25 protein-coding genes and 2 tRNA genes are annotated in these 24,369 nt (G+C 67.5%); 20 read left to right on the top strand and 7 right to left on the bottom strand.

Translation table 11 applies throughout. The features are described from left to right. Positions 1 to 31 precede the first annotated feature (31 nt). Together RSP_RS11485 and RSP_RS11480 are read left to right on the top strand one after the other, a co-directional pair. Positions 32 to 550 carry a TRAP transporter small permease gene (locus RSP_RS11485; protein ID WP_011338376.1) on the top strand — a complete coding sequence of 173 codons (519 nt, stop codon included), beginning with the start codon at positions 32 to 34 and terminating at the stop codon, positions 548 to 550. A gap of 9 nt (positions 551 to 559) precedes the next feature. Further along, positions 560 to 1,867, top strand: coding sequence for a TRAP transporter large permease (locus tag RSP_RS11480; protein ID WP_011338375.1), 1,308 nt, complete (start codon positions 560 to 562; stop codon positions 1,865 to 1,867). A gap of 406 nt (positions 1,868 to 2,273) precedes the next feature. Here RSP_RS11480 and RSP_RS11475 read toward each other — a convergent pair. Next, a tRNA-Thr gene (locus tag RSP_RS11475) sits at positions 2,274 to 2,348 on the bottom strand. A gap of 115 nt (positions 2,349 to 2,463) precedes the next feature. On the opposite strand from RSP_RS11475, the gene RSP_RS11470 reads away from it, so the two are divergent. From RSP_RS11470 to RSP_RS11405, 14 genes are all read left to right on the top strand, one after another. After that, positions 2,464 to 2,658 (top strand): hypothetical protein, encoded by a 195-nt coding sequence (locus RSP_RS11470; RefSeq protein WP_009561892.1) that lies wholly within the window; start codon positions 2,464 to 2,466, stop codon positions 2,656 to 2,658. 10 nt (positions 2,659 to 2,668) lie between these two features. Then, positions 2,669 to 3,937 (top strand): UDP-N-acetylglucosamine 1-carboxyvinyltransferase, encoded by a 1,269-nt coding sequence (gene murA / locus RSP_RS11465; protein WP_002720800.1) that lies wholly within the window; start codon positions 2,669 to 2,671, stop codon positions 3,935 to 3,937. Further along, entirely contained in the window at positions 3,937 to 4,416 is a 480-nt protein-coding gene (locus RSP_RS11460) for a DUF2948 family protein (RefSeq protein ID WP_011338374.1), read from the top strand. The genes murA and RSP_RS11460 overlap by 1 nt, the downstream gene beginning before the upstream one ends. 221 nt (positions 4,417 to 4,637) lie before the next feature. Further along, positions 4,638 to 5,942, top strand: coding sequence for a histidinol dehydrogenase (gene hisD, locus RSP_RS11455; protein WP_011338373.1), 1,305 nt, complete (start codon positions 4,638 to 4,640; stop codon positions 5,940 to 5,942). A gap of 3 nt (positions 5,943 to 5,945) precedes the next feature. Continuing rightward, a complete protein-coding gene (locus tag RSP_RS11450; protein ID WP_011338372.1) occupies positions 5,946 to 6,422 on the top strand; it encodes a UPF0262 family protein in 477 nt (158 codons plus the stop codon). Beyond that, positions 6,419 to 6,910: an arsenate-mycothiol transferase ArsC gene (locus tag RSP_RS11445; protein ID WP_011338371.1), complete on the top strand. Its 492-nt coding sequence runs from the start codon at positions 6,419 to 6,421 to the stop codon at positions 6,908 to 6,910. The genes RSP_RS11450 and RSP_RS11445 overlap by 4 nt, the downstream gene beginning before the upstream one ends. After that, the gene (locus RSP_RS11440) at positions 6,897 to 7,298 is read left to right on the top strand and encodes a ketosteroid isomerase-related protein (protein WP_011338370.1); all 402 of its coding nucleotides are present in this window, start codon (positions 6,897 to 6,899) and stop codon (positions 7,296 to 7,298) included. Before RSP_RS11445 ends, RSP_RS11440 begins: the two co-directional genes overlap by 14 nt. Further along, complete coding sequence (locus tag RSP_RS11435) at positions 7,295 to 7,882, top strand: GNAT family acetyltransferase (RefSeq protein ID WP_011338369.1); 588 nt, start codon at positions 7,295 to 7,297, stop codon at positions 7,880 to 7,882. The genes RSP_RS11440 and RSP_RS11435 overlap by 4 nt, the downstream gene beginning before the upstream one ends. Before the next feature lie 19 nt (positions 7,883 to 7,901). Continuing rightward, entirely contained in the window at positions 7,902 to 8,777 is an 876-nt protein-coding gene (locus RSP_RS11430; protein WP_011338368.1) for a carbon-nitrogen hydrolase family protein, read from the top strand. A gap of 174 nt (positions 8,778 to 8,951) precedes the next feature. Continuing rightward, complete coding sequence (gene infA, locus RSP_RS11425) at positions 8,952 to 9,170, top strand: translation initiation factor IF-1 (protein ID WP_002720792.1); 219 nt, start codon at positions 8,952 to 8,954, stop codon at positions 9,168 to 9,170. Beyond that, positions 9,171 to 9,749 carry a Maf family protein gene (locus tag RSP_RS11420; protein WP_009561904.1) on the top strand — a complete coding sequence of 193 codons (579 nt, stop codon included), beginning with the start codon at positions 9,171 to 9,173 and terminating at the stop codon, positions 9,747 to 9,749. Further along, complete coding sequence (locus tag RSP_RS11415; RefSeq protein WP_011338367.1) at positions 9,746 to 10,789, top strand: ribonuclease E/G; 1,044 nt, start codon at positions 9,746 to 9,748, stop codon at positions 10,787 to 10,789. The genes RSP_RS11420 and RSP_RS11415 overlap by 4 nt, the downstream gene beginning before the upstream one ends. Beyond that, positions 10,786 to 10,968, top strand: a complete 183-nt coding sequence (locus RSP_RS11410) for a DNA gyrase inhibitor YacG (protein WP_002720789.1) — start codon at positions 10,786 to 10,788, stop codon at positions 10,966 to 10,968. Before RSP_RS11415 ends, RSP_RS11410 begins: the two co-directional genes overlap by 4 nt. A gap of 88 nt (positions 10,969 to 11,056) precedes the next feature. Then, positions 11,057 to 11,132: transfer RNA gene (locus RSP_RS11405), tRNA-Phe, on the top strand. A gap of 278 nt (positions 11,133 to 11,410) precedes the next feature. Here RSP_RS11405 and RSP_RS11400 read toward each other — a convergent pair. The 4 genes from RSP_RS11400 to RSP_RS11380 form a co-directional block, all read right to left on the bottom strand. Continuing rightward, entirely contained in the window at positions 11,411 to 16,447 is a 5,037-nt protein-coding gene (locus RSP_RS11400; RefSeq protein ID WP_017139934.1) for a RecQ family ATP-dependent DNA helicase, read from the bottom strand. 589 nt (positions 16,448 to 17,036) lie between these two features. Further along, positions 17,037 to 17,423 carry an ester cyclase gene (locus tag RSP_RS11395; RefSeq protein ID WP_011338364.1) on the bottom strand — a complete coding sequence of 129 codons (387 nt, stop codon included), beginning with the start codon at positions 17,421 to 17,423 and terminating at the stop codon, positions 17,037 to 17,039. A 469-nt stretch (positions 17,424 to 17,892) separates the two neighbouring features. Further along, entirely contained in the window at positions 17,893 to 18,165 is a 273-nt protein-coding gene (locus RSP_RS11385; protein ID WP_002720785.1) for a hypothetical protein, read from the bottom strand. Positions 18,166 to 18,503: 338 nt separating this feature from the next. Continuing rightward, positions 18,504 to 19,247, bottom strand: a complete 744-nt coding sequence (locus RSP_RS11380) for an AraC family transcriptional regulator (protein ID WP_011338361.1) — start codon at positions 19,245 to 19,247, stop codon at positions 18,504 to 18,506. 93 nt (positions 19,248 to 19,340) lie between these two features. Here RSP_RS11380 and RSP_RS11375 point away from each other — a divergent pair, with 93 nt between their 5' ends. Continuing rightward, complete coding sequence (locus tag RSP_RS11375) at positions 19,341 to 20,258, top strand: NADP-dependent oxidoreductase (protein WP_011338360.1); 918 nt, start codon at positions 19,341 to 19,343, stop codon at positions 20,256 to 20,258. Between the two features lie 408 nt (positions 20,259 to 20,666). On the opposite strand, the gene RSP_RS11370 is transcribed toward RSP_RS11375, so the two are convergent. Continuing rightward, the gene (locus tag RSP_RS11370; protein WP_011338358.1) at positions 20,667 to 21,179 is read right to left on the bottom strand and encodes a GNAT family N-acetyltransferase; all 513 of its coding nucleotides are present in this window, start codon (positions 21,177 to 21,179) and stop codon (positions 20,667 to 20,669) included. A 287-nt stretch (positions 21,180 to 21,466) separates the two neighbouring features. Here RSP_RS11370 and RSP_RS11365 point away from each other — a divergent pair, with 287 nt between their 5' ends. Further along, a complete protein-coding gene (locus RSP_RS11365) occupies positions 21,467 to 22,096 on the top strand; it encodes a LysE family translocator (protein ID WP_011338357.1) in 630 nt (209 codons plus the stop codon). Between the two features lie 273 nt (positions 22,097 to 22,369). Here the strand turns inward: RSP_RS11365 and RSP_RS11360 are convergent, their stop codons facing one another. Then, a complete protein-coding gene (locus RSP_RS11360; protein ID WP_227590608.1) occupies positions 22,370 to 22,717 on the bottom strand; it encodes a winged helix-turn-helix transcriptional regulator in 348 nt (115 codons plus the stop codon). A gap of 78 nt (positions 22,718 to 22,795) precedes the next feature. Between RSP_RS11360 and RSP_RS11355 the strand changes: the two genes are divergently transcribed. Then, positions 22,796 to 23,602, top strand: a complete 807-nt coding sequence (locus RSP_RS11355) for an SDR family NAD(P)-dependent oxidoreductase (RefSeq protein ID WP_011338355.1) — start codon at positions 22,796 to 22,798, stop codon at positions 23,600 to 23,602. A 44-nt stretch (positions 23,603 to 23,646) separates the two neighbouring features. After that, positions 23,647 to 24,030 (top strand): VOC family protein, encoded by a 384-nt coding sequence (locus RSP_RS11350; RefSeq protein WP_011338354.1) that lies wholly within the window; start codon positions 23,647 to 23,649, stop codon positions 24,028 to 24,030. Positions 24,031 to 24,369: the final 339 nt, after the last annotated feature.

The following is a 24,369-nucleotide window of genomic DNA, read 5'->3' as shown; positions in this document are numbered from 1 at the left end:
CTGCGGCGCCCCCTGCGCGGGGAACGCCAAGATGATCGAAAGACTCCTCTATCGTATGTCGCGCCTCCTGATGCTGGTGGCCAGCGTCGGGCTGATCCTGATGATGGTGCAGACCGTGGTGGACGTGATCGCGGACAATTTCTTCGGAAAGCCCATCGCGGGAAACCTCGAGATCATCTCGGTCTATCACATGGTGCTCGTGGTCTTCCTGCCCATCGCCATGGTGGAATGGAAGCACGAGAACATTCAGGTGGACCTGTTCTATCTGATGATGCCGCCTTGGGCGCAGCGCGCCTCGCTGGCCCTGGGCTATCTGATCTGCGCGATCTTCTTCGCCATCCTCGCGCGTCAGACCTGGATCGATGCGGTGGCCTCGTGGCGCAAGAACGAGCTGATGATGGCGGCCGTCTATGTCCTCGTCTGGCCGGCCAAGTTCATCCTGCCGGTGGGCTTCGGCGCGATCACCCTGGTCTGCCTGCGCCATTTCCTGAGGTCCTTCACCGCGCCGCTGGCGACCTTCGCCCCCGAAACCACCGAAACCCATGTGTGAGCGCGAACCATGAGCAACGTCGCCATCGGCTTCACCGGGATCGGCATCGGCCTGATCCTCCTCGCCCTCCGGGTCCAGATCGGCGTGGCGCTGGGTCTCGTCTCCTTCGTGGGCATCGGCATCCTGCTCAGCTGGCGGGCCGCCTGGGGCATCGTCACGGCGATCCCGTTCAACTTCGTGGGCGACTGGAATCTGACCGCCATCCCCATGTTCCTCCTGATGGGGTTCGTGGCCTCCGAGGCCGGGCTCTCGAGCGGGCTGTTTCGCGCCATGCGGATCCTTCTGTCCTGGCTGCCGGGCGGGCTTGCGGTCTCGAGCGTGGGGGCGAATGCGGTTCTGGCCGCCGCCTCGGGCTCGTCCGTCGCGACCGCCTCGGCCTTCGCCCGGATCGCCACGCCCGAGATGCTGCGCTACGGCTATCACCCGGGCCTCGCCACGGGCGTGATCGCGGCCGCGGGGACCCTCGGCGCGCTGATCCCGCCCTCGATCCTCATGGTGCTCTACGGCTATCTGGCCGAGGTCTCGATCGCCCAGCTCTTCGCGGCGGGGATCGTTCCGGGCATCCTGACGGCGCTCGCCTTCTCGGCCATGATCGTGGTGCGCTGCCTCGTGAACCCGCGCCTCGCGCCGAGGGTCGAGGACCGCTTCACCCGGGCCGAGAAGCTCGCGGCCTTTCAGGAGACCTGGCCGCTGCCGGTCATCATCCTCGGCGTGCTCTGCGGGATCTTCGTGGGCTTCTTCACCCCGACCGCGGCCGGAGCCGTCGGTGCGGCACTGGCGATCCTGCTGGGCCTTCTCCGCGGAAAGATCGATTTCGCCGTCATGAAGCGGGCCACCGAGGCCACGCTGATGTCGACCGCCTCGATCTTCCTCGTCATCATCGGAACCTCGCTGCTGGGCAAGTTCATGGCGATCTCCGGGGTGCCCGCCTATGCGGCCTCGCTTCTCATCGAGTTCGGCACCACCCAGCTCATGGTGCTCCTTGCGGTGAGCCTTCTCTACATCTTCCTCGGCATGTTCCTCGATTCCATGGGGATCCTGCTTCTGACCATGCCGATCATCCTGCCCATGGCGCGCGAGGCGGGGCTCGATCTGATCTTCTTCGGCATCATCCTCGTGAAGCTGCTCGAGATCGGCCTGCTGACCCCGCCGGTCGGCCTCAACGTCTATATCATCAAGGGCGCGCTCGGAGACCGGGTGTCGCTCACGACGATCTTCAAGGGTGTGGGCTGGTTCATCGCGGTCGATCTGGTGCTGCTCGCGATTCTCGTCGAATGGCCCGTGCTCGTGACCGGCCTGCCGAGCCTGATGTTCTAGCGGCGCCCGGCCCCTGTTCCGCATGGCGCGGCAGGGGTCTTTCGCCTGGGGGGCAGGGCGGACGCGAGACTGCCGTCCCCTCTCGGGCTTCCGAGGATGAGCAGGGCCTGACGCCGGCCTGACCGGCAGGCCCGCCTCCCGAGGATCGAGAGCCCTCAGGCTCCTGCGTTCCCTCATCCCTGAAGACCAGCCAACCTTAGGGTCGTGGCTTCGCGCCCCTCTCCGATTTCCGGCCGAGCTCCTGCATGGCCCATCGGATCTTGACTGCCCGCCCGGGCGGGCTGATCCGCCGCGAGGCATCGCCGGAAGGCAGGCTCAGCGTCCGTTCGGGCGCTGGGAGCATTCCTCTTCAGCGAACGAAGACGCGCGCGCCTCGCAGGATCTGCATGGACTTCATGGGGAAGAGTGGTGCTGCAGGAGAGGATTGAACTCTCGACCTCTCCCTTACCAAGGGAGTGCTCTACCACTGAGCTACTGCAGCGCCGGTGCCGCGGCGTCGGGTGCCGCCTTCGGGCGTGGCGGGTGATTAGACGCAATCGGATCGCCGTGCAAGGGTCAACTGGACGCTTTTTTGCCGCTGCGCTACGAAAGGTGCCATGAGCGGAAAGACAAAGGATCGGGCGTCGAAGGACGCGGACGGCGGCAAGGCTCCGCCGGGGCCGAAGGGGCCTGCGGCAGAGAGCCGCGAAGACCGGTTGAAGGCGGCGCTGAAGGCCAATATGGCCCGGCGGAAAGCACAGGCGAAGGCGCGCGCGGCCCGCGAGGCGGGGCCCGGGGACGCGCCGGAATGAGGGCAGGCGGATGGATTCGATTCTCGTAAAGGGCAATGGCGAGCTGCGCGGGCAGATCCCGATCGCGGGGGCGAAGAATGCCTGTCTGGCGCTGATGCCGGCCACGCTCCTGTCGGACGAACCGCTGACGCTGACCAATGCGCCGCGGCTGTCGGACATCCGCACGATGACGCAGCTTCTGCAGTCGCTCGGCGCGGAGGTGGCGAGCCTGCAGGGCGGGCAGGTGCTGGCGCTCTCGTCGCATGCGCTGACCGACCATCGCGCCGATTACGACATCGTGCGGAAGATGCGCGCCTCGATCCTCGTGCTGGGGCCGATGCTCGCGCGCGACGGCCATGCGGTGGTGTCGCTGCCCGGCGGCTGCGCCATCGGGGCGCGGCCCGTCGACCTGCATCTGAAGGCGCTCGAGGCGATGGGGGCCGAGCTCGACCTGCGCGACGGCTATATCCACGCCAAGGCCCCGGCGGGCGGGCTGAAGGGGGCGCGGGTGGTCTTCCCGCTCGTCTCGGTGGGAGCGACCGAGAATGCGCTGATGGCCGCGACCCTCGCCAAGGGCACGACCGTGCTCGAGAATGCGGCGCGCGAGCCCGAGATCGTCGATCTGGCCCGCTGCCTCCGGCGGATGGGGGCCCAGATCGAGGGCGAGGGCTCCTCGATCATGACCATTCAGGGCGTGGACCGGCTGGGCGGGGCCACGCACCCCGTCGTCACCGACCGGATCGAGCTCGGCACCTACATGCTCGCGCCCGCGATCTGCGGCGGCGAGGTCGAGCTTCTGGGCGGGCGGATCGAGCTGGTCGGCGCCTTCTGCGAGAAGCTCGATGCGGCCGGCATCTCGGTCGAGGAGACCGAGCGCGGGCTGCGCGTGGCGCGCAGGAACGGCCGGGTGAAGGCCGTCGATGTGATGACCGAGCCCTTCCCGGGTTTTCCCACCGACCTGCAGGCGCAGATGATGGCGCTTCTCTGCACCGCCGAGGGCACTTCCGTGCTCGAGGAGAGGATTTTCGAGAACCGCTTCATGCATGCGCCGGAGCTGATCCGGATGGGGGCGCGGATCGAGGTGCACGGCGGCACCGCCACGGTGACGGGCGTCGAGAAGCTGCGTGGGGCGCCGGTGATGGCCACCGACCTGCGCGCCTCGGTGAGCCTGATCCTCGCCGGGCTCGCCGCCGAGGGCGAGACCATCGTGAGCCGGGTCTACCACCTCGATCGCGGCTATGAGAGGGTGGAAGAGAAGCTGAGCGCCTGCGGCGCGCAGATCAGAAGGATCCCCGGCTGATGGCGGATGCGCGGTTCGAAGACGCCGGAGGCGAGGCGCCGCTCTATCTCGGCGCGGAGACGCCCGAGGATCTGGGGGTGATCTCGGCGCTGGTGCAGGATGCGGTCCTGCCTGCGGGCGAGATGCGCTGGCTGCCGCGCAAGCGGCGGTTTGCGCTGCTCCTGAACCGGTTCCGCTGGGAGGACCGCGAGGCGGCCGAACGCGACCGGCGGCCCTACGAGCGGGTGCAGTCGGTGCTGGCGATCGATGAGGTGCTGTCGGTCCGGACGCAGGGCTTCGACCGGTCGGACGCGGATCTCGTCCTGTCGCTCCTGTCGGTCGAGTTCGAGCCGGGGGCCGACGGAGGCGGGCGGATCCTTCTGGTGCTGGCGGGCGACGGGGCGGTGGCGCTCGAGGTCGAGGCGCTGGAGGTGGTGCTGCGCGACGTGACGCGGCCCTATGCGGCGCCCTCGGGACGGGTGCCCGACCATCGCGACTGACGGGCCCTCGGGTGAGCCCGGGACGGACGGGCGGGGGGCTGTCTGCCCCCCGGGGCCCGGCCCTTCGGCCGGGCCCTCCCCCCGAGGATATTTGGACAGAGTGAATGGGAGGCGGTCGGGCCCGCGCCGCCTCGTGCGAAAGTGTCACTCCGCGGGGGCAGGGCGGCGCTTGAGACGGGGGGGGATGCGCGCTAAGGGAAGCGCACGCAAGGAGGTCCGTCATGCCCCAGTTTCTCGACACCCGTCGGCCCGGCTTCGAGGCGGATTTCACCGCGCTTCTCGGCATGAAGCGCGAGGACAGCCCCGATGTCGATGCGGTGGTGGCCGGGATCATCGCGGATGTGCGGGCGCGCGGGGATGCGGCGGTGATCGAGCTGACCGCGCGGTTCGACCGGCTGGAGCTGACGCCCGAACGGCTTGCCTTCTCGGAGGCGGAGATCGAGGCGGAGATCGCGACCGTATCTGCCGAGGACCGCGCGGCGCTGGAGCTCGCGGCCGAGCGGATCCGGGCCTATCATGCCCGCCAGATGCCGGAGAATGCGCGCTGGACCGATGCGGCCGGCGCCGAACTCGGCTGGCGCTGGGGGCCCATCGCCTCGGCCGGGCTCTATGTGCCGGGGGGGCTCGCCTCCTATCCGTCCTCGGTGCTGATGAATGCGATCCCCGCCAGGGTCGCGGGAGTGGAGCGGCTGGTCGTGGCCTGCCCCACGCCGGGCGGCGTGGTCAATCCGCTGGTGCTGCTGGCCGCGCGGCTGGCGGGCGTGGATGCCGTCTACCGGATCGGCGGGGCGCAGGCGGTGGCGGCGCTGGCCTACGGCACCGAGACGATCCGGCCGGTCGACAAGATCACCGGCCCGGGCAATGCCTATGTGGCGGCGGCCAAGCGGCGGGTCTTCGGCCGGGTGGGGATCGACATGATCGCGGGCCCCTCCGAGATCCTCGTGATCGCGGAAGGCGCGGTCGATCCCGACTGGATCGCGCTCGACCTTCTGAGTCAGGCCGAGCATGACGAGAGCGCGCAGTCGATCCTCGTCACGCCCGACGAGGCGCTCGGACGGGCCGTCGTGCAGGCGGTCGAGGCGCGGCTCGAGACGCTCGAGCGGCGGGCGATCGCGGGCGCCTCGTGGCGCGACTACGGGGCGGTGATCGTGACGCGCGATCTGGAGGAGGCGGCGGCGCTGTCGGACCGGGTGGCGCCCGAGCATCTCGAACTGTGCGTGGCCGATCCCGAGGCGCTGGCCGCGCGGATCCGCCATGCGGGGGCGATCTTTCTCGGCGGCTGGACGCCCGAGGCGATCGGCGACTATGTGGGCGGGCCGAACCATGTGCTGCCCACCGCCCGCTCGGCGCGCTTCTCGAGCGGCCTGTCGGTGATGGATTTCCTCAAGCGCACCACGCTCGCCCGGATGACGCCCGCGGCGCTGCGCGCCGTGGGCCCCGCCGCCGAGCGGCTGGCCATTTCGGAGAGCCTCGAGGCGCACGGCCTGTCCGTCCGCGCCCGGCTCGACCGGCTGAACGAGGGCTGAGAGATGAACCGCATCTGCCATATCGAGATCGACCAGACGAGCCCGATCCCGCCCACTGCCGAGATCGAGCAGGAGCGGCAGGTCGCGATCTTCGATCTGCTCGAGGAGAACAGCTTCGCCCTGCCCGCGCGCGAGGGGCGGGCGCCGGCCGAGGGGCCCTTCCGGCTGACGCTCGCGATCCGCGAGGGGCGGCTCGTCTTCGATATCCGCTCGGAGGAGGAGGAGACGGTGGGCGAGTTTCACCTGAGCCTCGGCCCCTTCCGGCAGGTGGTGAAGGACTACTTCCAGATCTGCGAAAGCTACTTCGAGGCGGTCAAACGGCTGCCGCCGAGCCAGATCGAAGCCATCGACATGGCGCGCCGGGGCATCCACAATGAGGGTGCACGGGTGCTCAAGGAACGTCTGGAGGGCAAGGCCGAAGTGGATATCGACACGGCGCGGCGCCTCTTCACCCTCATCTGCGTCCTGCACTGGGGGTGACCGTGCCGCAGAAGCCGCCGTCCTCGGTGCTGTTCTGCTGCGACCACAATTCGGTCCGCTCGCCGATGGCGGAGGGGCTGATGAAGAAGCTCTACGGCCGGCAGGCCTATGTGCAGTCGGCCGGCGTGAAGAACGACCGCGAGATCGACGGCTTCACCGTCGCCGTCTGTCAGGAGATCGGGGTCGAGCTGTCGCGTCACCGCGCGCGCTCCTTTGAGGAGATGATGGACTGGGGCGACGATCTGTCGGGGTTCGATCTGATCGTGGCGCTCTCGCCCGCGAGCCAGCGGATGGCCCTTGAACTCACCCGATATTATCACCTTGATGTGGAATATTGGCCGATCATGGATCCGACGGGGCTGGGCGAGGGGCGCGAGCAGAAGCTCTCCGTCTACCGGCAGGTGCGCGACCAGATCCGCGGCCGGATGGTGGCGCGCTTCGGCACGCCGCGGGACGGGGCAGAGGAGAGGGATGATGACGGGACGTGAGCTGATCGGGCGCTATTACGAAGCCTTCAACGCGGGCGATGCGGAGGGGATGCTGGCCTGCGTCACCGACGATATCGAGCACCGGGTGAACGAGGGCGAGGTGCGCCACGGCCGGGAGGCATTCGCGGACTTCTGCTCGCACATGGGGGTGAGCTACCGCGAGGAACTGCGCGACATGGTGATCTTCGTGACCGAGGACGGCACGCGGGGGGCTGCGGAATTCGTGGTGCACGGCACGTACCTGCAGACCGATCCCGGCCTGCCCGAGGCGCAGGGCCAGACCTATGTCCTGCCCGCGGGCGCCTTCTTCGACCTGCGGAACGGCAGGATCGCCCGGGTGACCACCTTCTACAACCTCAGCGACTGGATCCGGCAGGTCTCGGCATGAGCCTCGAGGCGCGCGTCCTGACGGGCGCGGCGCTCGAGGCCCGGCTCGACGAGGTGGCGCGCCTGCGGATCGCGGTCTTCCGCGACTGGCCCTACCTCTACGAGGGCTCGATGGACTATGAGCGGAGCTACCTGTCCACCTACCGCACGAGCCCCGGCGCGATCCTCGTCGGCGCCTTCGACGGCGACCGGCTGGTGGGGGCTTCGACCGGCACGCCGATGGAGGATCATGCCGAGGATTTCGCAGCGGCCTTTGCCCGAACCGGCCTGCCGCTTGATGAAATCTTCTACTGCGCCGAGTCGGTCCTGTTGCCGGACTATCGCGGGCACGGCATGGGGCACCGGTTCTTCGACCTGCGCGAGGCCCATGCCCGCGCGCTCGGGCGGCGTCATTCGGCCTTCTGCTCGGTGATCCGGCCCGAGGATCATCCGCTGCGCCCCGCCGCCGCCCGCAGCAACGAGCCCTTCTGGCGCAAGCGCGGCTATGCGCCTCTTCCGGGGGTGGTTGCCCACTATGGCTGGACCGACGTGGGCGAGGAGCGCGAGACGCAGAAGCCGCTCCAGTTCTGGATCCGCGACCTGTGACCGTCCCGAGAGAGCTGCCATGAAGATCGCCGCCGCCGCCTATCCGCTCGACTGGTTCGACAGCTTCGCCGAGGTCGAGGCCAAGCTGACGGACTGGGTGTCCCGCGCCGCGGGGCAGGGGGCCGATCTGCTGGTCTTTCCCGAATACGGTGCGATGGAACTTGCGAGCCTCGGCGGCCGGGCCGTCGCGGCCGATCTCGAGGCGGCCCTGCACGAGGTGGCGCGGCATGGTCCGGCGGTGGGGGCGCTTCTGACCCGGCTCGCCGCGGCGCATGGGGTGCATATCCTCGGGCCTTCGGCGCCGGTGTTCGAGGGCCCGCGGCCGGTGAACCGCGCCGTTCTCTACGGGCCCGCAGGCGTGATCGGCCATCAGGACAAGCTCATCATGACGCGCTTCGAGCGCGAAATCTGGGACGTGGTGCCGGGATCGGAGGCGCGGGTCTTCGAGACCGCGCTCGGGCGGATCGGCATCGTGATCTGCTACGACAGCGAATTTCCCCTGCTCGCGCGGGCGATGGTCGAACAGGGCGCCGAGATCCTGCTCGCCCCCTCCTGCACCGACAGTCTTGCGGGCTTCACCCGGGTGCGGGTGGGGGCGATGGCGCGGGCGCTCGAGAATCAGTGCGTGGTGGTGCATGCGCCCACTGTGGGCCTCTGCGACTTCTGCCCGGCGGTCGATGAGAATGTGGGCCGCGCCGCGATCTACGGCCCGCCCGATCACGGCTGGCCCGCCACGGGCATCCTCGTCGAGACCGATCTCGATGTGCCGGGCTGGGCCATCGCCGAGGTCGATATGGCCGCCGTGGCCCTCGTCCGGCGCGAGGGCGGGGTCTTGAACCACGCCCACTGGCCCGAGCAGGCGGAGCGGCTGGCTGGGGGCGTGAGTCTCGGATGAGGGCTTCCCCTCACCCTTGGCGGCCTGCTATGGCGTCGTCCGGGGTGGCGCCTGCCTGTGCCGCCTCTGCCCAGCTGGGAGTCGGGGTGTTTTTTCCCTTGAAAATTGGCGCGAAAACGCGCATTTGACTTCCGAGCCTGCGCTTGACGCGGGCCAAATCCCATTGGAGAGACCATGGCCAAGGAAGATACGCTCGAATTTCCCGGTGTCGTGAAGGAACTCCTGCCAAACGCGACATTCAGGGTCGAGCTGGATAACGGCCATGAGCTGATCGCGGTAATGGCAGGAAAGATGCGCAAGAACCGCATCCGTGTCCTTGCCGGCGACAAGGTGCAGGTTGAGATGACCCCCTACGACCTGTCGAAGGGCCGCATCAACTACCGCTTCAAGTAAGTGACGCTGATTCTCGGATCGGCCAGCCCGCGTCGCCGCGAATTGCTGGCCCAGCTCGGGGTGACCCCCGACGCCATCCTGCCCCCCGACATCGACGAGGAGCCGCGCCGGGGCGAACTGCCTCGGCCCTATTGCGCCCGTCTCGCGGCCGAAAAGGCGGCGGCGGTCGCGGCGGGGCCCGAGGATGTGGTGCTCTGCGCCGACACGACGGTGGCGCTCGGCCGTCGCATTCTCGGCAAGCCTGCCGATGCGGGCGAGGCCGCGCGCTTTCTCGTGGCCCTGGGCGGCCGGCGGCATGAGGTCATCACCGCGGTGGCCGTCCGCCGCGGAGACCGGCTTTGGCAGCGCGAGGTGGTGAGTCAGGTGAAGATGAAGCGTCTGTCGGATCTGGAACTGAACGCCTATCTCGCCAGCGGCGAGTGGGAGGGCAAGGCCGGCGGCTATGCCATCCAGGGCCTCGCCTCGGCCTTCATCCCCTGGATCTCGGGCTCCTTCACCGGCATCGTGGGCCTGCCCCTGGCCGAGACCGCCACGCTGCTGGCGGCGGCGGGCGTCCCCCTCTACCGGGCCGCGGCATGAAGGGCCGGGTGATCTGTCTCGACAGCCGCGGCGGCCGCGAGGCGGCGGCGCTGATCGTCGACGGCCGCCTCGAGGATCTGCTCATCGACCCGCCCGAGGACCGTCCGGCACCCGAGGCGATCTTCCGGGCGATCGTCGACCGGCCGGTGAAGGGGCAGGGCGGCGTCTTCGTCCGCCTCCCCAAGGGCGGCACGGGCTTCCTGCGGCAGGTCTCGGGCCTGGCCCCGGGCCAGCGTCTTCTGGTGCAGGTCTCGGGCGTGGCCGAGCCCGGCAAGGCCGTGCCGGTGACCGCGCGGCTCCTCTTCAAGAGCCGCCTCTGCATCCTCACGCCCGGCGCGCCGGGCCTGAACATCTCGCGCCGCATCCGCGACGAGGCGCTGCGCGAGGAACTCTCCGCGATCGCAGCCGAGGCGATGACCGGCGCGGCCGATGATCTGGGCCTCATCCTGCGGTCGGCCTGCGAGACCGCTCCCGACTCCGAGATCGCCGCCGAGATCGTCGAGACCCGGGCCCTCGCCGAGGCGGTGCTGGCCGATGTCGCGGGCGAGCCCGAACTTCTGGTCGATGCGCCCGGCGCCCATCAGCTCGCCTGGCGCGACTGGTCGGATCCGTCTCCGGACGAGATCGACGAGACCGAGGGCGCCTTCGAGCGTCATGGCGTGGCCGAGGCCTGCGAGGCGCTCCTGTCCGCGCAGGTTCCGCTCGGCGGCGGGGCGCATATGGCGGTCGAGCCGACGCGGGCGCTGGTTGCGGTCGATGTGAACACCGGCTCCGACACCTCCCCCGCTGCGGCGCTGAAGGCCAATGTCGCGGCCGCGCGCGAGTTGCCGCGCCAGCTCCGGCTGCGCGGGCTGGGCGGGCAGGTGGTGATCGACTTCGCCCCCATGCCCAAGCGCGACCGTGTGGCGCTCGAGCAGGTGCTGCGCGCCGCCTTCCGCGGCGAGTCGGCCGAGACCAGCCTCGCCGGCTGGACCCCGCTCGGCCTCTACGAACTCGTGCGCAAGCGCGACCGGATCCCGCTGACGGAGCTTCTGACGTGACCTGCCCGATCTGTGGCCGCCCCGCCGAGGCGCGCTATCGCCCCTTCTGCTCGCGCCGCTGTGCCGACGTGGATCTCGGCCACTGGCTGAAGGGCAACTACCGGATCCCGGCTCTGGGCGACGAGGAGGAGACCCCGGACGACCGCCGCCCGGACGATCCCGAAGCGCCCCGGCACTGACCGGCGAAGATTTTTCGCGGACCCTCTGGACAGCCTCCGCGCTTCACTTTAAAGACCGCTCCACCAACCCGGCGCTGCCGGAAACGGTGCCCAGATAGCTCAGTTGGTAGAGCAGCGGATTGAAAATACGCGTGTCGCTGGTTCGATTCCGGCTCTGGGCACCACTCTCCTCTCCCGTCGTCTGCACTGTCTGAACCGGTTCGAACCGGCATCTTCCGCTTGCCTGCGAAGAGACCGAAGGCCGTGCCGCCTCGCCGTGCGCACCTTCCCGACGTGCCTCCACCGGTTTCGCGGTCCGGCGCAGGAGGGACCGCCTCCGAGACCTCGCTCAGGGTGAAGCCTGCGGGTCAAGGGGCAGCCATCGACCGTACAGCACCCAGGACAGGACCAGATAGGCCGCCGCCTCAGAGAGCGGGTCGACCGGGCATCCCGACCTGTTGCGTCAGACGGTGCGCGCGGGCGCGGTCTTCCGGAACACGAATTCGGGCAGGATCGTCTCCCATTCCTCGCGTTTGAGGTAGCTCTGGAAGCGCTCCTCATTGTCCGACCGGCGCCAGCGCACGATGGCGCCCACCTTGCCCGACACGAGATCGGTCCCCTCGGGCGGTGCCCAGCCACCGGCCATGCGCCCGAGGACACGGCGACGTCGGTCGAGGATCAGCCATTTCCCCTCGCGCCGCTCGATCGTTACGGGATCCTCGACCTGAGCCGCGGCGATGGCGGCCAGCGTGGGGCTCGTCTCCGGCAGCCGGCCCGCATAGGACAGGTCGACCACGCCCATGTCGGGAACCTGATAGTGATCCGGCTGCGGCAGATCGAGCCTGCGGGGCATCTCGACCCTGCGCAGCATCTCGCAATCGCTGTCCGCCTCGACGAAGGGATGGAGCCCGTGGGTGACCACTGCGAGGCTGCGGCGTGCGCGGGTCATGGCGACATAGAACAGGCGGCGGGGCGCCTCGCCGTCCTCGCCCTGCGACAGCGTCTTCCAGCCGCCGTTCAGGATCACCACATGGTCGAACTCGAGCCCCTTCGAGCGGTGGGCGGTCAGCAGCAGGAGCCCCCGCTGGGCGCTGCGGATATCCTGCGCCCATTCCGCCACCCATTCGATCGTGTCGGGCACCGGCATCGTCTTCCGGCCCAGCTCGCGCGCGAGATCCGCGATGCCCTCGGCGATCAGATCGATCCAGCGGTTCGACCGCTGTTCGTTGAGCAGCTCGAGCATGTCCGGGATGGTGAGCATCGCCGCCGGCCGCCGGTTCAGGCTCGCCACGAAGCGCTGCATCTCGCGCAGGCGCCAGAGGCTGGGCAGCTTCTCATTCGCCATCTCGACCGGCAGGCCGAGCTTTTCGGCGTAGGCCCGCACCGGGCCGAGCCTGCGCCAGTCGCGCGAGATGATCGCGCAGCGCGCCCAGGAGAAATCGGGATCGAGCCGCGCGATCCGCACCAGTTCCTCGACCGCCGCCATCGCCTGCGCCGTGTCATCGGCAGCGACATCCAGAAACTGCACCCGTCCCTGACCGACCGGATCGTGGCGCGCCATCGCGCCGCCCCCCGGATAGAGGCTGCGCATCTTGTCCACGGTGATCGGATGGCGGGCCTTCATCCGCCCCCGGGCCGGTTCGATGACCTGGTTCGCCGCCTCCACGATATGGCGGGTCGACCGGTAATTCTCGGTCAGGAACTTGGGCCTCGCGCGGTAATCCTCCTCGAAACGGCGGATGTAGGAGACCGAGGCGCCATTGAAGGCGTAGATGTTCTGGTCGTCATCCCCCACGGCAAAGAGGCTCAGCCGCTGGTCGGGATCCTCGAGCGAGCGCCCGGCCACCGCTGCGATGAGATCGTATTCCTCGCGCCCGATGTCCTGATATTCGTCGACGAGGATCCAGCGATAGCCCTGAATGAGCGCCTCGCGCTGGGCCTCGGCCTCGGTGCGGCTCAACCCCTCGCCATTGATCTGGCGCACCGCCTCGCGCAGCACGTCCTGAAAGTCGTGCTGCTCGGCGGTGCCGCCGGTGAAACTCGCGCCCACCAGCCGCATCGCGAGCGCGTGACAGGTCGAGACGGTCACGCGCGCGGCGTCCTCGCCCACCAGATGGCGCAGCCGGGCCCGGATTTCGGCGGCGGCATGGCGGTTGTAGCTGAGAACGAGGATACCTCTCGGGTCCTCGCGTTTCACCCGCAGCAGATAGGCGATGCGATGGACCAGCACCCGCGTCTTGCCCGAGCCGGGGCCGGCCAGCACCAGCACGTTCGTCTCCTCGCGGTCGTCGGCGACGATCTCCTGCTGCACCGGGTTGCCCAGATCCTCGACGATCTGCTTCCACGCCTTGCCCGTGGTCTGGCGGCGGAGCTCGACCCCGCGGCCGGGCATCCAGCGGCGCAGGAAGCTCTCCTGATCCAGCGCGAAATAATCTTCGGAGAGCCGCACGGCTTCCTCGATCCGCTCCAGCCCCTTCTCGGCATAGGCGGCCATCACATGGGTCTGAAGGGTCTGCTCGCGGTAATGGTCTTCCAGCGGCAGGAAATCCTTCTTGGTGAAGCCCGCATGTCCCGGTTTGAGATGGATGGTCATGGCCGAGCGGAACACCGTCAGTCCCTTGCCCAGCGTCATCACCTGCTGCTCGTGCAGCCAGAGGAGCGCGCGCTCCATGAGCTTCGTCCTGTCCTTCACGCCGGCCGCCGCGATCGCATCCCCGCTCAGCGCCGCCAGCAGCTCGCCCGCCGTGGTCTCGACCTGAATGTCCTTGCCCCTCGTGCCGGTGGGCACCTTGCCGATCAGAACTTCGAGCAGTTTCTCGGCCGCCCCCCATCGCACCGAGGCCGTCTGGCCCACCACCCGCCACGAGCGTTGCAGGATCACCTCCAGCGTCTTGCTGGAAAGTTTGCGCAGGCGGATGTTGCCGCGCCCGCCGTCGCTGTCGCGCCCGTCCCGCTCGATGCTGCGCAGAAGGCGGTCGAGGATGTGCGGGCTTGCCTCCTCGTGTCCTTCGCCCCGCAGAACCTGGCTCGCGGCCGCCAGATCGAGCGGCGCGCCCTGGCCCACATCGGCCTCGGGCGCAAGCTCGCGCATCCGCGCGATCAGCGCCTCTTCCAGCCGCACCGCCCGCGTCAGCCGCTGGCGCGACTGGTTCTCGATGCCCACATGCACGGAGACCGTGAGGGCGAGGTCGTTGCGCGCGATCCCAAGGGCTTCGAGATCGGCCATGGCCTTCCCGAGCGCTCGATGCGTGAGCCCGCTGATGCCTGTCAGCTCGTCCGTCGAAATGCCCTGATCGGGCGGCGTGTTAATGACGTGGCGCACGATGCCGAGAAGCTGCCTGCGACGCGTTTGGGTGATCCCGGCTCCCGCCAGCCGGGCCTCTGCCTCGGCGAGCGTCCGAACGAGAAGCGACGACGGAAACACCTGCACCCGGTTTTCCTCGCGCGAGACGAGGGTCGCTTCCTCCAGCCACGAGACCGCCGTCTTGACCCGTGTGTCGTCCGTCGCGCTGTCTCGCACGAAGGCGCGGTCCTTCTCCTCGCGCACGATCTCGCCCGCGCTCGCCACCACCTTGCCGCTGTTGCGGGTGTGTTCGTCGATGCGGCGCAGCGCCTTGAGGATGGCGCCGATCTCGTGCCGTTCGAGACGCGAGCGCGCCGTCAGGGTGAACTGTCGCTCCACATCGTCGGAATGATAGAGCAGCACGCAGTCGGCGGGCTGTCGGTCTCGCCCGGCCCGGCCCGCCTCCTGCAGGTAGTTCTCGAGCGAGCCCGGAATGTCGGCGTGCAGCACCAGCCGGATGTCGGGCTTGTCGATGCCCATGCCGAAGGCGTTGGTGGCCGCGATCACCCGCAGATCGCCCACGCGGAAACGCTCCTGCACCGTCTGCTTGTCGTCGGGCGTCAGGCCTGCGTGGAAATGCTCGGCCGCAATCCCCTGACGCTTCAGGAACTCGGCGATGCGTTCGGTCTCTGCCCGGGTTGCGCAGTAGATGACGGCGCCAGATCGCTCGTCCGCCGGCAGATGGCCGGAGATCGTCGTCATGATGTCGCCGAGCTTGCTTTCCTTCGTCGTGGCCAGCACGGAGAAGGTCAGGTTCGTCCGCGTGGCCCCGCCGTCGAAGAGCCCGAGCTCGACCCCCAGACGCCCGCGGAAATGCTCGGTGATGTCGCGCACCACCTCGGGCTTCGCCGTGGCCGTCAGGCAGAGCACCGGCGCGGGCGTCGCATCGCCCGAGAACTCGCGGATGAAGCGCCCGATGTAGCGGTAGTCGGGCCGGAAATCGTGGCCCCATTTCGAGACGCAATGCGCCTCGTCCAGCACCCAGAGCCCGACCTCGCGCTGCGCCAGAACGGCGCGGACCGAGACGCTGCGCAGCTGCTCGGGCGAAATCAGCAGGATCGCCGCCTGGCCGAGACGCACCCGATCCAGCGCGTCCTGCCGTTCGGGCATCGAGAGCATGCCGTTGACGGTCACCGCCGACGAGATCCCCGCCCGCTCCATCCCCTGCACCTGATCGGCCATCAGCGCCACGAGCGGCGAGATCACCACCGTCAGCGCCCCGGTCTTGTCGAACAGGCTCAGCGCCGGAACCTGATAACACACCGACTTGCCCGTGCCCGTGGGCAGGATGCCGAGGACATTCTGGTGCGCCATCGCCTCGGCCACGATGACCTGCTGAAGCGGCCGGCCGTGCGCGTCCGCGGGCTGCGGACGGAAGCCGTCGAACCCGAACCACTTCCGCAGAGCCCCCACAGGGTCGTTCATCTCGGCGCACCAGCCGCAGGCCGGGTCGCCGCAGTTGGTATCCCTGAGATCGCGCACGATCAGCGCTGCCTGCGGAAAGGCGGCGCGCACCCACGGCGGCATCACCGAGTCTCCGCCCGCAACCGAGATCCAGGCCAGCGCATAGGCCATGGGCCAGCCCGCGCGCGGGTCCGACAGCGCCTCGAGCGCCGGCTCCACCCGTGCGCCGCAGGCCTTGCCGGCAAGCAGCCCCCGGATCGCCGCGAACGCCTCGGCGCGATCGGGCTGCCGTGCCCTGCGGATCTCGGAGAAGACCGCGTCGAACCCCTCGGCCCGGTCCATCCGGGTGGCCAGATAGTGATAGGCGATCAGGGTTTCCGGCGAGCGCCCGCCGATCTCGCTCAGCGCGGCGATCTGGTTTTCCAGCACCTCGAATACCAGACGCGCATCGAGCTCGGGATCGTTGACATGCCCCGCCTGCAGCCGCCCGTCGTGATAATGCTTCACGAGATGGTGGTAGGGGTTGCGCGGAAAGGCCAGCGGATTGAGCCAGAGCGTGTCGATCGGCGCGGCCATCTTCTCGAGGAGTTGCGGCCGCGCCGCCAGCAGATGCTCGATATCGTGGCGCAGGATATTGTGGCCTACGACATGCGTGGCCTTGCCGAGCGCCTGTTCGAGCCGATCCAGTCCCTGCCGGATGTTTGCCTTCGGCGCAACGACGGCCGGCCCATCCCCGAACCGCACCGCCGCCATGTCGAAAATCTCGGCGGTCTTGGGATGGACTTCCAGATCGACGGATAAACAGCGCTCGAGGAGAGGCGTCTTGTCCTCTCGCCTCGATCGCAAGAACCCCAGCAACGCCATGAAACCCGGTCACTTCAATAGAATGGCGCGAAGACTAGAGCCCGCCACCCGGCACCGCAATGTCCAAAAGCCGTAGGGTCGCACCGCGCCGCACCGGGGTTTGCGGCGGCCCGGGTGCGTCAATCTTCATGGCGCCCGCCGAGAATGTGGCCGCGCGGTCAATATCGGGAGGCCCTGAGCCGCGGCAAAACCGGACAGTTTCAGATCGGTCGAGATCACTCATATCCGGGCAGTCCGCACTCCCCGTGCCCGGCATTGCCGGCTGATCCCGCTGCGGCAGGTCCGGAGCTCTGCGACCGCAAGCCGCGGCGAGCCGCTCCCGATAGCGGCTCCGATGCGTCATGCCCGACCATCCGATCGACCGCTTGAATGGGCGCGGCATCATGTAACCGCGACGGTCGGAGCGATGAACCAGCCCGGAGTGCGCCTTCAGCCCGAGCGCCGCTCATCATGGCCGAGCCTCCCTTCCGGCAGGCATTCAGAGTTGTGCAGCCACGGCCGCCTTGTCGATGATCGACCAGACGGCCGCAATCTTCCCTTGCTGATATTGGTAGAAGACGTTCTCCTCGAACCGCACACGTTTCCCATTCACGGGCAATCCGAAGAGCACGTCTTTCGGCGTGCAGTCGAAGATCAGCCGGCTGGCGATGACCGGAGGGTCGCAGACCAGCAGGGCGATGTTGAAGGCAAGATCGGGGATCGCGCGAAAATCCTCGACGAGCATCTTCCTGTAGCCGTGCACCCCGATGACGGCCCCATTATATGTCACCCGGTCGGCCACATGCTCGTGAATCCTCTCCCAGTCCTGACGGTTCAGGCAGGCGATATAGGCGCGGTGGGCTTCGGTGATCTCGGTTTTCGTCATGGTTCAGCCTGCTCCGTGAAGCCTTCGAAAAAGTCCGCCACCTTCAATCCTTCGCTCGAACCGCTCTTCAATTGCGACGATGAGACGCCCTGCAGGAGGCGCGGCTCCGAAAGCGGCCTCGGGGTCGTGCCCGGACGTCGCCTTGACGCGCGGCCTTTGTCCCCGTCGCGCCTAAGCCGAGACGTCTGGCTTCCCCCGTCGCCCCTTTCCCATCCTCGCCCGCGGCGGGGCTCTCCGGCTGCGCGGATGCCGTGCCGGCCGTGGCGTCCGTGGCGTCCGATCCGGCGCATCACGGGGTGGCTGTAAGCTTCATGGTCCAGGCGCTCGCCCGCACCAAGGGCGCCCCGGACAACGCCGCCCGGTTCCTCGAAGCCGAGGGCCATGGTGCGATCTCGGCCGCGCTCTCGGGCGCCGGCGAAGGCGCGGGCGGCTTGACCATCCCGCGTCCACAGGCGCCAGGCGTCACTACTCAGAGCGCGTCTGCGAGCGCCTGAAGCTTGCCGCCGTCACTGGCTTCGGTCGTCACACAGTGCTTGAGGCGCTGCGCCAGCTCGGGCTCCTGAACATTTGCCCTAACCTCAGTCAGGTCGTCGTCGCGGGCAAGCTCGCGCTGCGCCGTGATCAGGGCCCGGCGCATCCCCACCTCATGCGTGTTGAAGCGCTCGAGGATCCGCGTCCCGCGTTCATCGAACTTGCGCAGCACCACTCCCGTCCTTGTCACGTCAAGTGCCAGAAATCCCATGTCGAACTCCTCTCTTCGGATGCCGTTAATGCGGTACAGGTCAAGATGTTCCGGACCGTTGCGCCGGTTGGGTTGATGGGAAGGGTTCAAGCAGCGCAGCCGACCGGGAGTTTCTCGACGGCCTCTGCCGGTCTCGCCGTTGGTTCGGCACCCGAGGCGTGCCGGACCCTCTGCCATGTGCAAGGAGCGGACATGGCGTGCGGGGCGGCACGCCTGGCGCGGCCGATGAACCCGGCCCATTGCTGCTACTCGAAGCCGCGCGCAGCGGTGCGGAGCAGCCACCCAATGCGGCTTTCCCGTTCAGGCGCAGCAGCCAGATCGGAGGCACAGGCGGCCCGTCAGGGCGGGGAGAGGAATGCGCTTGGCGTGACGGTCGTGACCTGCCTGAAGGCATGAGAGAAGGCGGCCGTGCTGGCGAAGCCCGCGTCGCGGGCCACCCGGGCGATGGGCTGGCCCTGTCCGAGTTGCGTCATCGCCCACAGGATGCGCGCGCGCTGGCGCCAGGCCTTCAGCGTCATCCCGGTCTCCTCCGGAAACCGCCGGCTGGCCGTGCGGACAGAGGTCGCCGCGCGGCGCGCAAGGGTGTCGAGGTCCAGCTCGTTACGGCGGTCAGCGAGCGCGAGATCCGCCACGCGCCGAGCCTCCGCGCTCGTCGGCCGCGGAAGGAAGGTGGGCGCCTCCTCGGTCGCTGTCAATTCGTGAAGGATCAGCCTGACCATGAGCTCCACCCTCTCCGATGCCGGATCGGCCGCCGTGGCCGCATCCAGAAGCGAGCGCAGCAGCGGCGACACGCGCGAGACGAAGGCGCGGGCGGGGAAGGTCCCGGGCATCCAGCAGGCCATTGCCGACGGCTCCCAGAAGATCATCCACAGATCGGCATCTGTCAGGATGTCCAGACGATGCGGTGCACCCGGCGGGATCCAGGCCGCCAGCTGGGGCGGAACCAGCCAGACGCCGTCCTCCGTGCGGACCTGCACCATGCCGGAGGCGGCGAAGGTCAGCTGGGCCGCGCCGTGGGAATGGTCCGGCAGGCTCTCTCCGCGCGGCTTACGCAGGCGCGTCAAGGTGAAGGGCCGCGTCATGGGGTGGCGGTTCCGCGATGCAGGTTGGCGACACGTCGATGAGAGACTCTGCTAGCAGGACAGGGAACGATCACCAAGCGACAAGGTCAACGCATGCTCACGGTCCTCATCAACGCCTATGGCGCCAACGACGTGGTGGAGGTGGCGGAGGTGGAACGTCCCTCCCCTCAGGCCGGCGAGGTGCTGATCAAGGTCAGCGCCGCGGGGGTCAACCCGATCGACTGGAAGATCCGGGACGGAGCGGGGGAACGGATGGGGCTGACGCTTCCGATCCATCTGGGCGGCGAGTTCGTCGGCGCGATCGAGGACATCGGCCCAGGCGTCGCGGGCTTCGAGCGCGGGGAGATCGTCTTCGGCATGGTCAGGACCGGCGCCTTCTCGCAATATGTCGCGGTCAATGCGGCCGATATCGTGCGCAAGCCCGGAAATCTCGACATCACGCAGGCGGCGGCGCTGCCGCTCGCGGGCACGACGGCTTGGCAGGCCATGTTCGATGAAGCGGGGCTCCGCGCCGGTCAACGCCTGCTGATCACCGGCGCGTCCGGTGGCGTCGGCTCGCTTGCCGTTCAACTGGCCAAAGCCAAGGGCGCGCATGTCACAGCCATGACCTCGGCGCGCAACGCGGAGTTCGTTCGCGCCCTCGGCGCCGATGAGGTGGTCGACTATACTGCGAGGCCGTTCGAGGAGATCGTCCATGACATGGATGTGGTGCTCGACACCGTCGGAGGCGACACGTTCCAGCGAGCCCTCACGACGTTGAGAAAGGGCGGGATTATGGTCACGATTGTGGCCTTCCCCGACGGAGAGGAAGCCAAAGCCCACGGAGTGCGCGTCAAGCGGGCTTTCACGGCGGCGAATGCCGGCAGCATCCGGGCAATTACGGCGCTCGTCGAGGCAGGCAAAGTTACACCCCACGTCGAGAAGACCTTCCCCTTTGTCGACGTCAAGGCGGCGCTCGCCTTGTCCGCAGCGGGCCGTGTGCGCGGCAAGATCGTCTTGACGATCGAGTGACCGGAAGCGCCTGAACACGCACCACGGTGCAGACGTCGAGCAGATGCGCCAAGGCTTGGGAGAGCTCAACTGCAACGATGAGCGGTAGGAGCCGCCGATTCCGCAGCGGCCCATCTCAAGTCCAGAGGGTGCCGCCAGGCAGGATCGCGGTGCGCTTGAACGGGGAGCGACCTGCGAGGTCGCTGCAGTCCATTCGCGGAATCTGGTGCATCCGGCCGCCCTCGGTGCATTCCGGGAGCGATGTGATGCACAGGAAGCGGTTGTTGCTGATCGCACATCCCCAGCCGCATCACCCGCAGCTTTCGGCCCTGAGCCGAAGCTCGTTCACCGCACGGGGCCCTCCGAAACCGCCGTTCAGGCACGTCTCGGCGAGAGGCTGAGTAGCCCCTGGCTGCCGGTCGAGGGTGTTCACATTGACACGATGCGTCTGAAGACATCGTTCAGGTACGCCTGATCCCCGATATTGAAGTGCGTGGTGCCGACCTTCTCAAAACCCTGCTCGAGATAGAATGCAATCGCTGGTGCATTTTCGGAATTGGTTGTCAACCAGACCGATGGAGCACTTGCTTGACGTGCGTAGGCCAGGCCCTGCTCGAGAAGGGCGCGCCCGAGTCCCCTCCTGTGGTGTCTCGGCTGAACGTAGAGAGTTGCTATCTCCAAGGTCGAACAGCCGGAGACAGGAGCTGCTCTGCCTTGACCGAGGCGGATGAATGCGTCAATTCCGCCTTCGTTTTCCGACACAATCACATGCTCATTCGGATCCTTCAGCAGTGACGCCATCTTTGTCGATGTGAACTCATTCAAGGCATATTCAGCAAAGAAGGCGCTGACGCCTTTCCGCATATAGGTCCCCAGCCAGACTTCGATTGAAATTGCGGCAAGAGCAGCTGCGTCAGACGGCTGCCCGGTGCGGAAATTCATGCTGCGGCTTCCAGTGTTCGCGGGATGCCGTGAGGATAAGAGAGCAAGGCCATGGCAGCAATGGCTGCGAAGTCATCTGACTGTCTGTCGGGGCGGCAATCAACGACTGGCAGGCTGCGGCAGTCATGGTCAGAGGTCAGCGAAGGCTTGCAGATACCCGAGCCTGCGACGGAAGCCGTGCGCAGACCGCCGGTGAAGCGAGTCGCAGCAAGAGGCGCTCGCACTCCGTTGCGCACGGTCAGGTGCTCTGTAAAAGTGCGTTATCCTCCATCTGTGGGCGTTTTGAAATGGATTGCGTCACACTCTTCATGTTCGTGTCTGCGGTGATCGTTCTGACGATCACGCCCGGCCCCGATCTTTTCCTGATCGTGGGGCGCGGCATCTCTCAAGGTCGGGCCGCCGCCCTGTTCACCGCTTTCGGCTTCTTTCTCGCGGGCTTCATCCAGGTGCCGCTGCTTGCCTTTGGACTTGCCAACGTCGTTGCTGGCAGCCCCGCGCTTTTCGACGTCCTGCGTTATGGCGGTGGTGCATATCTGATGTGGCGCGGGATCGTGATGATCCGCAATGCAGGACAGGGAGATACCGTTTCGGCCGATCATGCCTCTACTGGAGCCGCAATCAAGGAAGGTTTCATCGCCAGCCTTGTGAACCCCAAGAGTCATATTTTCCTTCTGGCCTTCCTGCCGCAGTTCGTCCGCCCGGAAGACGGATCGGTGATGGCCCAATTCGTTTTCCTGGGCATCCTCATGCGGGTGGTGGCCTTGGTGGTCGAGGGAGGAATGGCACTTCTGGCGGGATCGATAGGCTATCGCCTGCGCCAGTCGCTGAAGCTGCGGGGTTGGCTGGAGCGGACTGCGGGTGGCCTGCTCGTTGCAGTGGGGCTGCGCCTCGTCCTGATGGAGCGACCGCAACCCTGAGCAACCAGCGGCACCTCTTGCGTCCTGCACCGTCCACAGGGAGACCCGCGAACTGCGGCTACGGCCACTCCGCGGATGCCGCAACCACAGGCCGCTTGCCGTCCGTTGGGCCGGCTCGCAGCAGGCAGGCTTGACCCGAAGCGGGCCTTCACGCCGAAAGAGCAAGAGTCCGAGGCCGCCCGAAACGGGCATCGTCAGGTGCACGCACGGATAGCAGCACCTGCCCAAGAGCGCCCAGATGAAAGGGGATCGCGCGAGCCGGGTCCCGCATGATCAGACAGCTCGATCGTGTTCCTCCGAGAACTGGCGTGCAGCAAGCAACACGGGCATCAGCGCTTCGCCACGGTCAGTCAGGCGATACTCCACCCGTGGGGGCTTTTCACCGAAATCCGTCCGCCGGACCAGTCCGTCGTCCTCGAGTTCGCGCAGATGCTGGGTCAGCATCTTCTGCGAAACGTCGGGAATGTCGCGCAGGAGCAGGGAACTGCGCTGCATCCCATCGGCATAAAGTCGGAAAAGGATAGGCAGCTTCCATCGTCCGCTGATCATCTTCAGGCACCGGGCGACCTGAGCCACCGCGCCATCCGGTCCGAGGCAGGCACTCCGATCGAGCTCGGCCACAGGCACCTTTTTGTGCGTTCTTGAGGGGTCCATCATGTCGTTCCTACATCATGGCTTCACCATAAAAGGAGCCCGACCGTGAATCTACATCTCGAAGGTAAGATTGCCTTGGTGACCGGAAGCAGCAAGGGCATCGGCGCCGGTATCGCACGCGGGCTGGCACGCGCAGGCGCGGTGGTGATGGTTCACGGGCGCGACCGGGAACAAGCGACTGCCGTGGCGCGGCAAATCCGGCAGGACGGCGGAACGGCGCATGTCGTGACGGGGGATCTGACAGAGGAAGCGGAGGTTGATACTCTTCTCGCTGAGGTGCGCGCCATCGGAGACATCGACATCCTCGTCAACAACGCAGGCGGCTCGGGCGGGAATTCGGACTGGGCCACGACAAAGGCTGGCGCATGGGCAGCAACTTATGATGCCAACGTGCTGGCGGCCATGCGCATTGCGAAGGCGGTCCTGCCACAGATGCGCCATGCCGGGTGGGGACGGATCATCAACATTTCCAGCCTCGCCGCGCTGATGCCACCTGCCGGCAACCCGGACTATTCGGCCGCCAAGGCCGCGATGCTGGCGATGTCTGCCTCGATGGCCAAGGCCGTTGCGGCCGATGGGGTGACCGTGAATACCGTGTCTCCCGGCACGATCCACAGCGAGAAGCTCGACCGCAAGTTTCGCGAGGTGGCGCAGCAGCGGGGCATTGCGCCGGAAGCGCCATGGGAAGTGGTGGAAGCAGAGGCCCTTCCACTCTTCGCGAGCGTCCCCACAGGACGGGTTGGCACGCTGGATGAGATCGCGGATGCCGTGGCCTTCCTCGCCAGTCCCCGCGCCTCTTACATCACCGGCTCGAACCTTCGCCTGGACGGGGGAATGCTGCCGACCGTCTGACACCGCCTGCGGACAATCAAGGCAGTCAATGAAAGGACAGCCGGATGAGCATTTTCGATCATGTGAGCCTCAGAACCACCCGTCTGGAAGAGACCCGGCGGTTCTATGAAGCAGCCCTCGCGACCTTGGGCATAGACAGGAGGTTCTATGTGGAGCGCGCCGAAGGCAATGTTGCCGGCTTCGGGCGCGACCGCGTCGAGCTCTTCCTCACTGAGGTTCAGGGAACAGAGCCCGCTCCGGTTCATGTGGCCTTTCGTGCCGGGAGCCGTGAAGAGGTGCAGGCATTTCATGCCGCAGGCGTGATCGCTGGCGGAATAGACAACGGCGCCCCGGGCGTACGCGCGAGTTATCATGACAGATACTATGCGGCTTTCGTCATCGATCCGGCTGGAAACAACGTTGAAGCGGTGTTTCAGGGACCTGAATGAACGTGAATGGCGTCAACATCGGAAGGCGCCCTTGGGAATTACGGTCCGCTTCCTCCGCATCGCTGCCAATTGCTGCATCGGAGCGAGCGTCCGCTAGCGTGGGTTTCTGCGACCACCCTGCCGCGCCGCCGTCAGACCGCTCCCCGCCTGCCGCGTCGGTGCCGCTGGCCATGCCGCAATGGGCTCGACGGTCAGCAAAGCGCTGCGCGCGCCTCACGCTTCGGCACGCGCAAGCGGCCGCTTCGGCGGCAGCTCCGGGAGGGTCGCATGTCCGCAGAGCTGCCTGCGCGCCTTCGCCGTGCCGCGTTCTGATGGCCGCGATGCGCATCTAGCGGACAC

Source organism: Cereibacter sphaeroides 2.4.1, assembly GCF_000012905.2.
GTDB classification, from domain to species: domain Bacteria; phylum Pseudomonadota; class Alphaproteobacteria; order Rhodobacterales; family Rhodobacteraceae; genus Cereibacter_A; species Cereibacter_A sphaeroides.
Note: the sequence above shows the minus strand (reverse complement) of the source record. Positions and strands in the feature narration are given on the sequence as shown.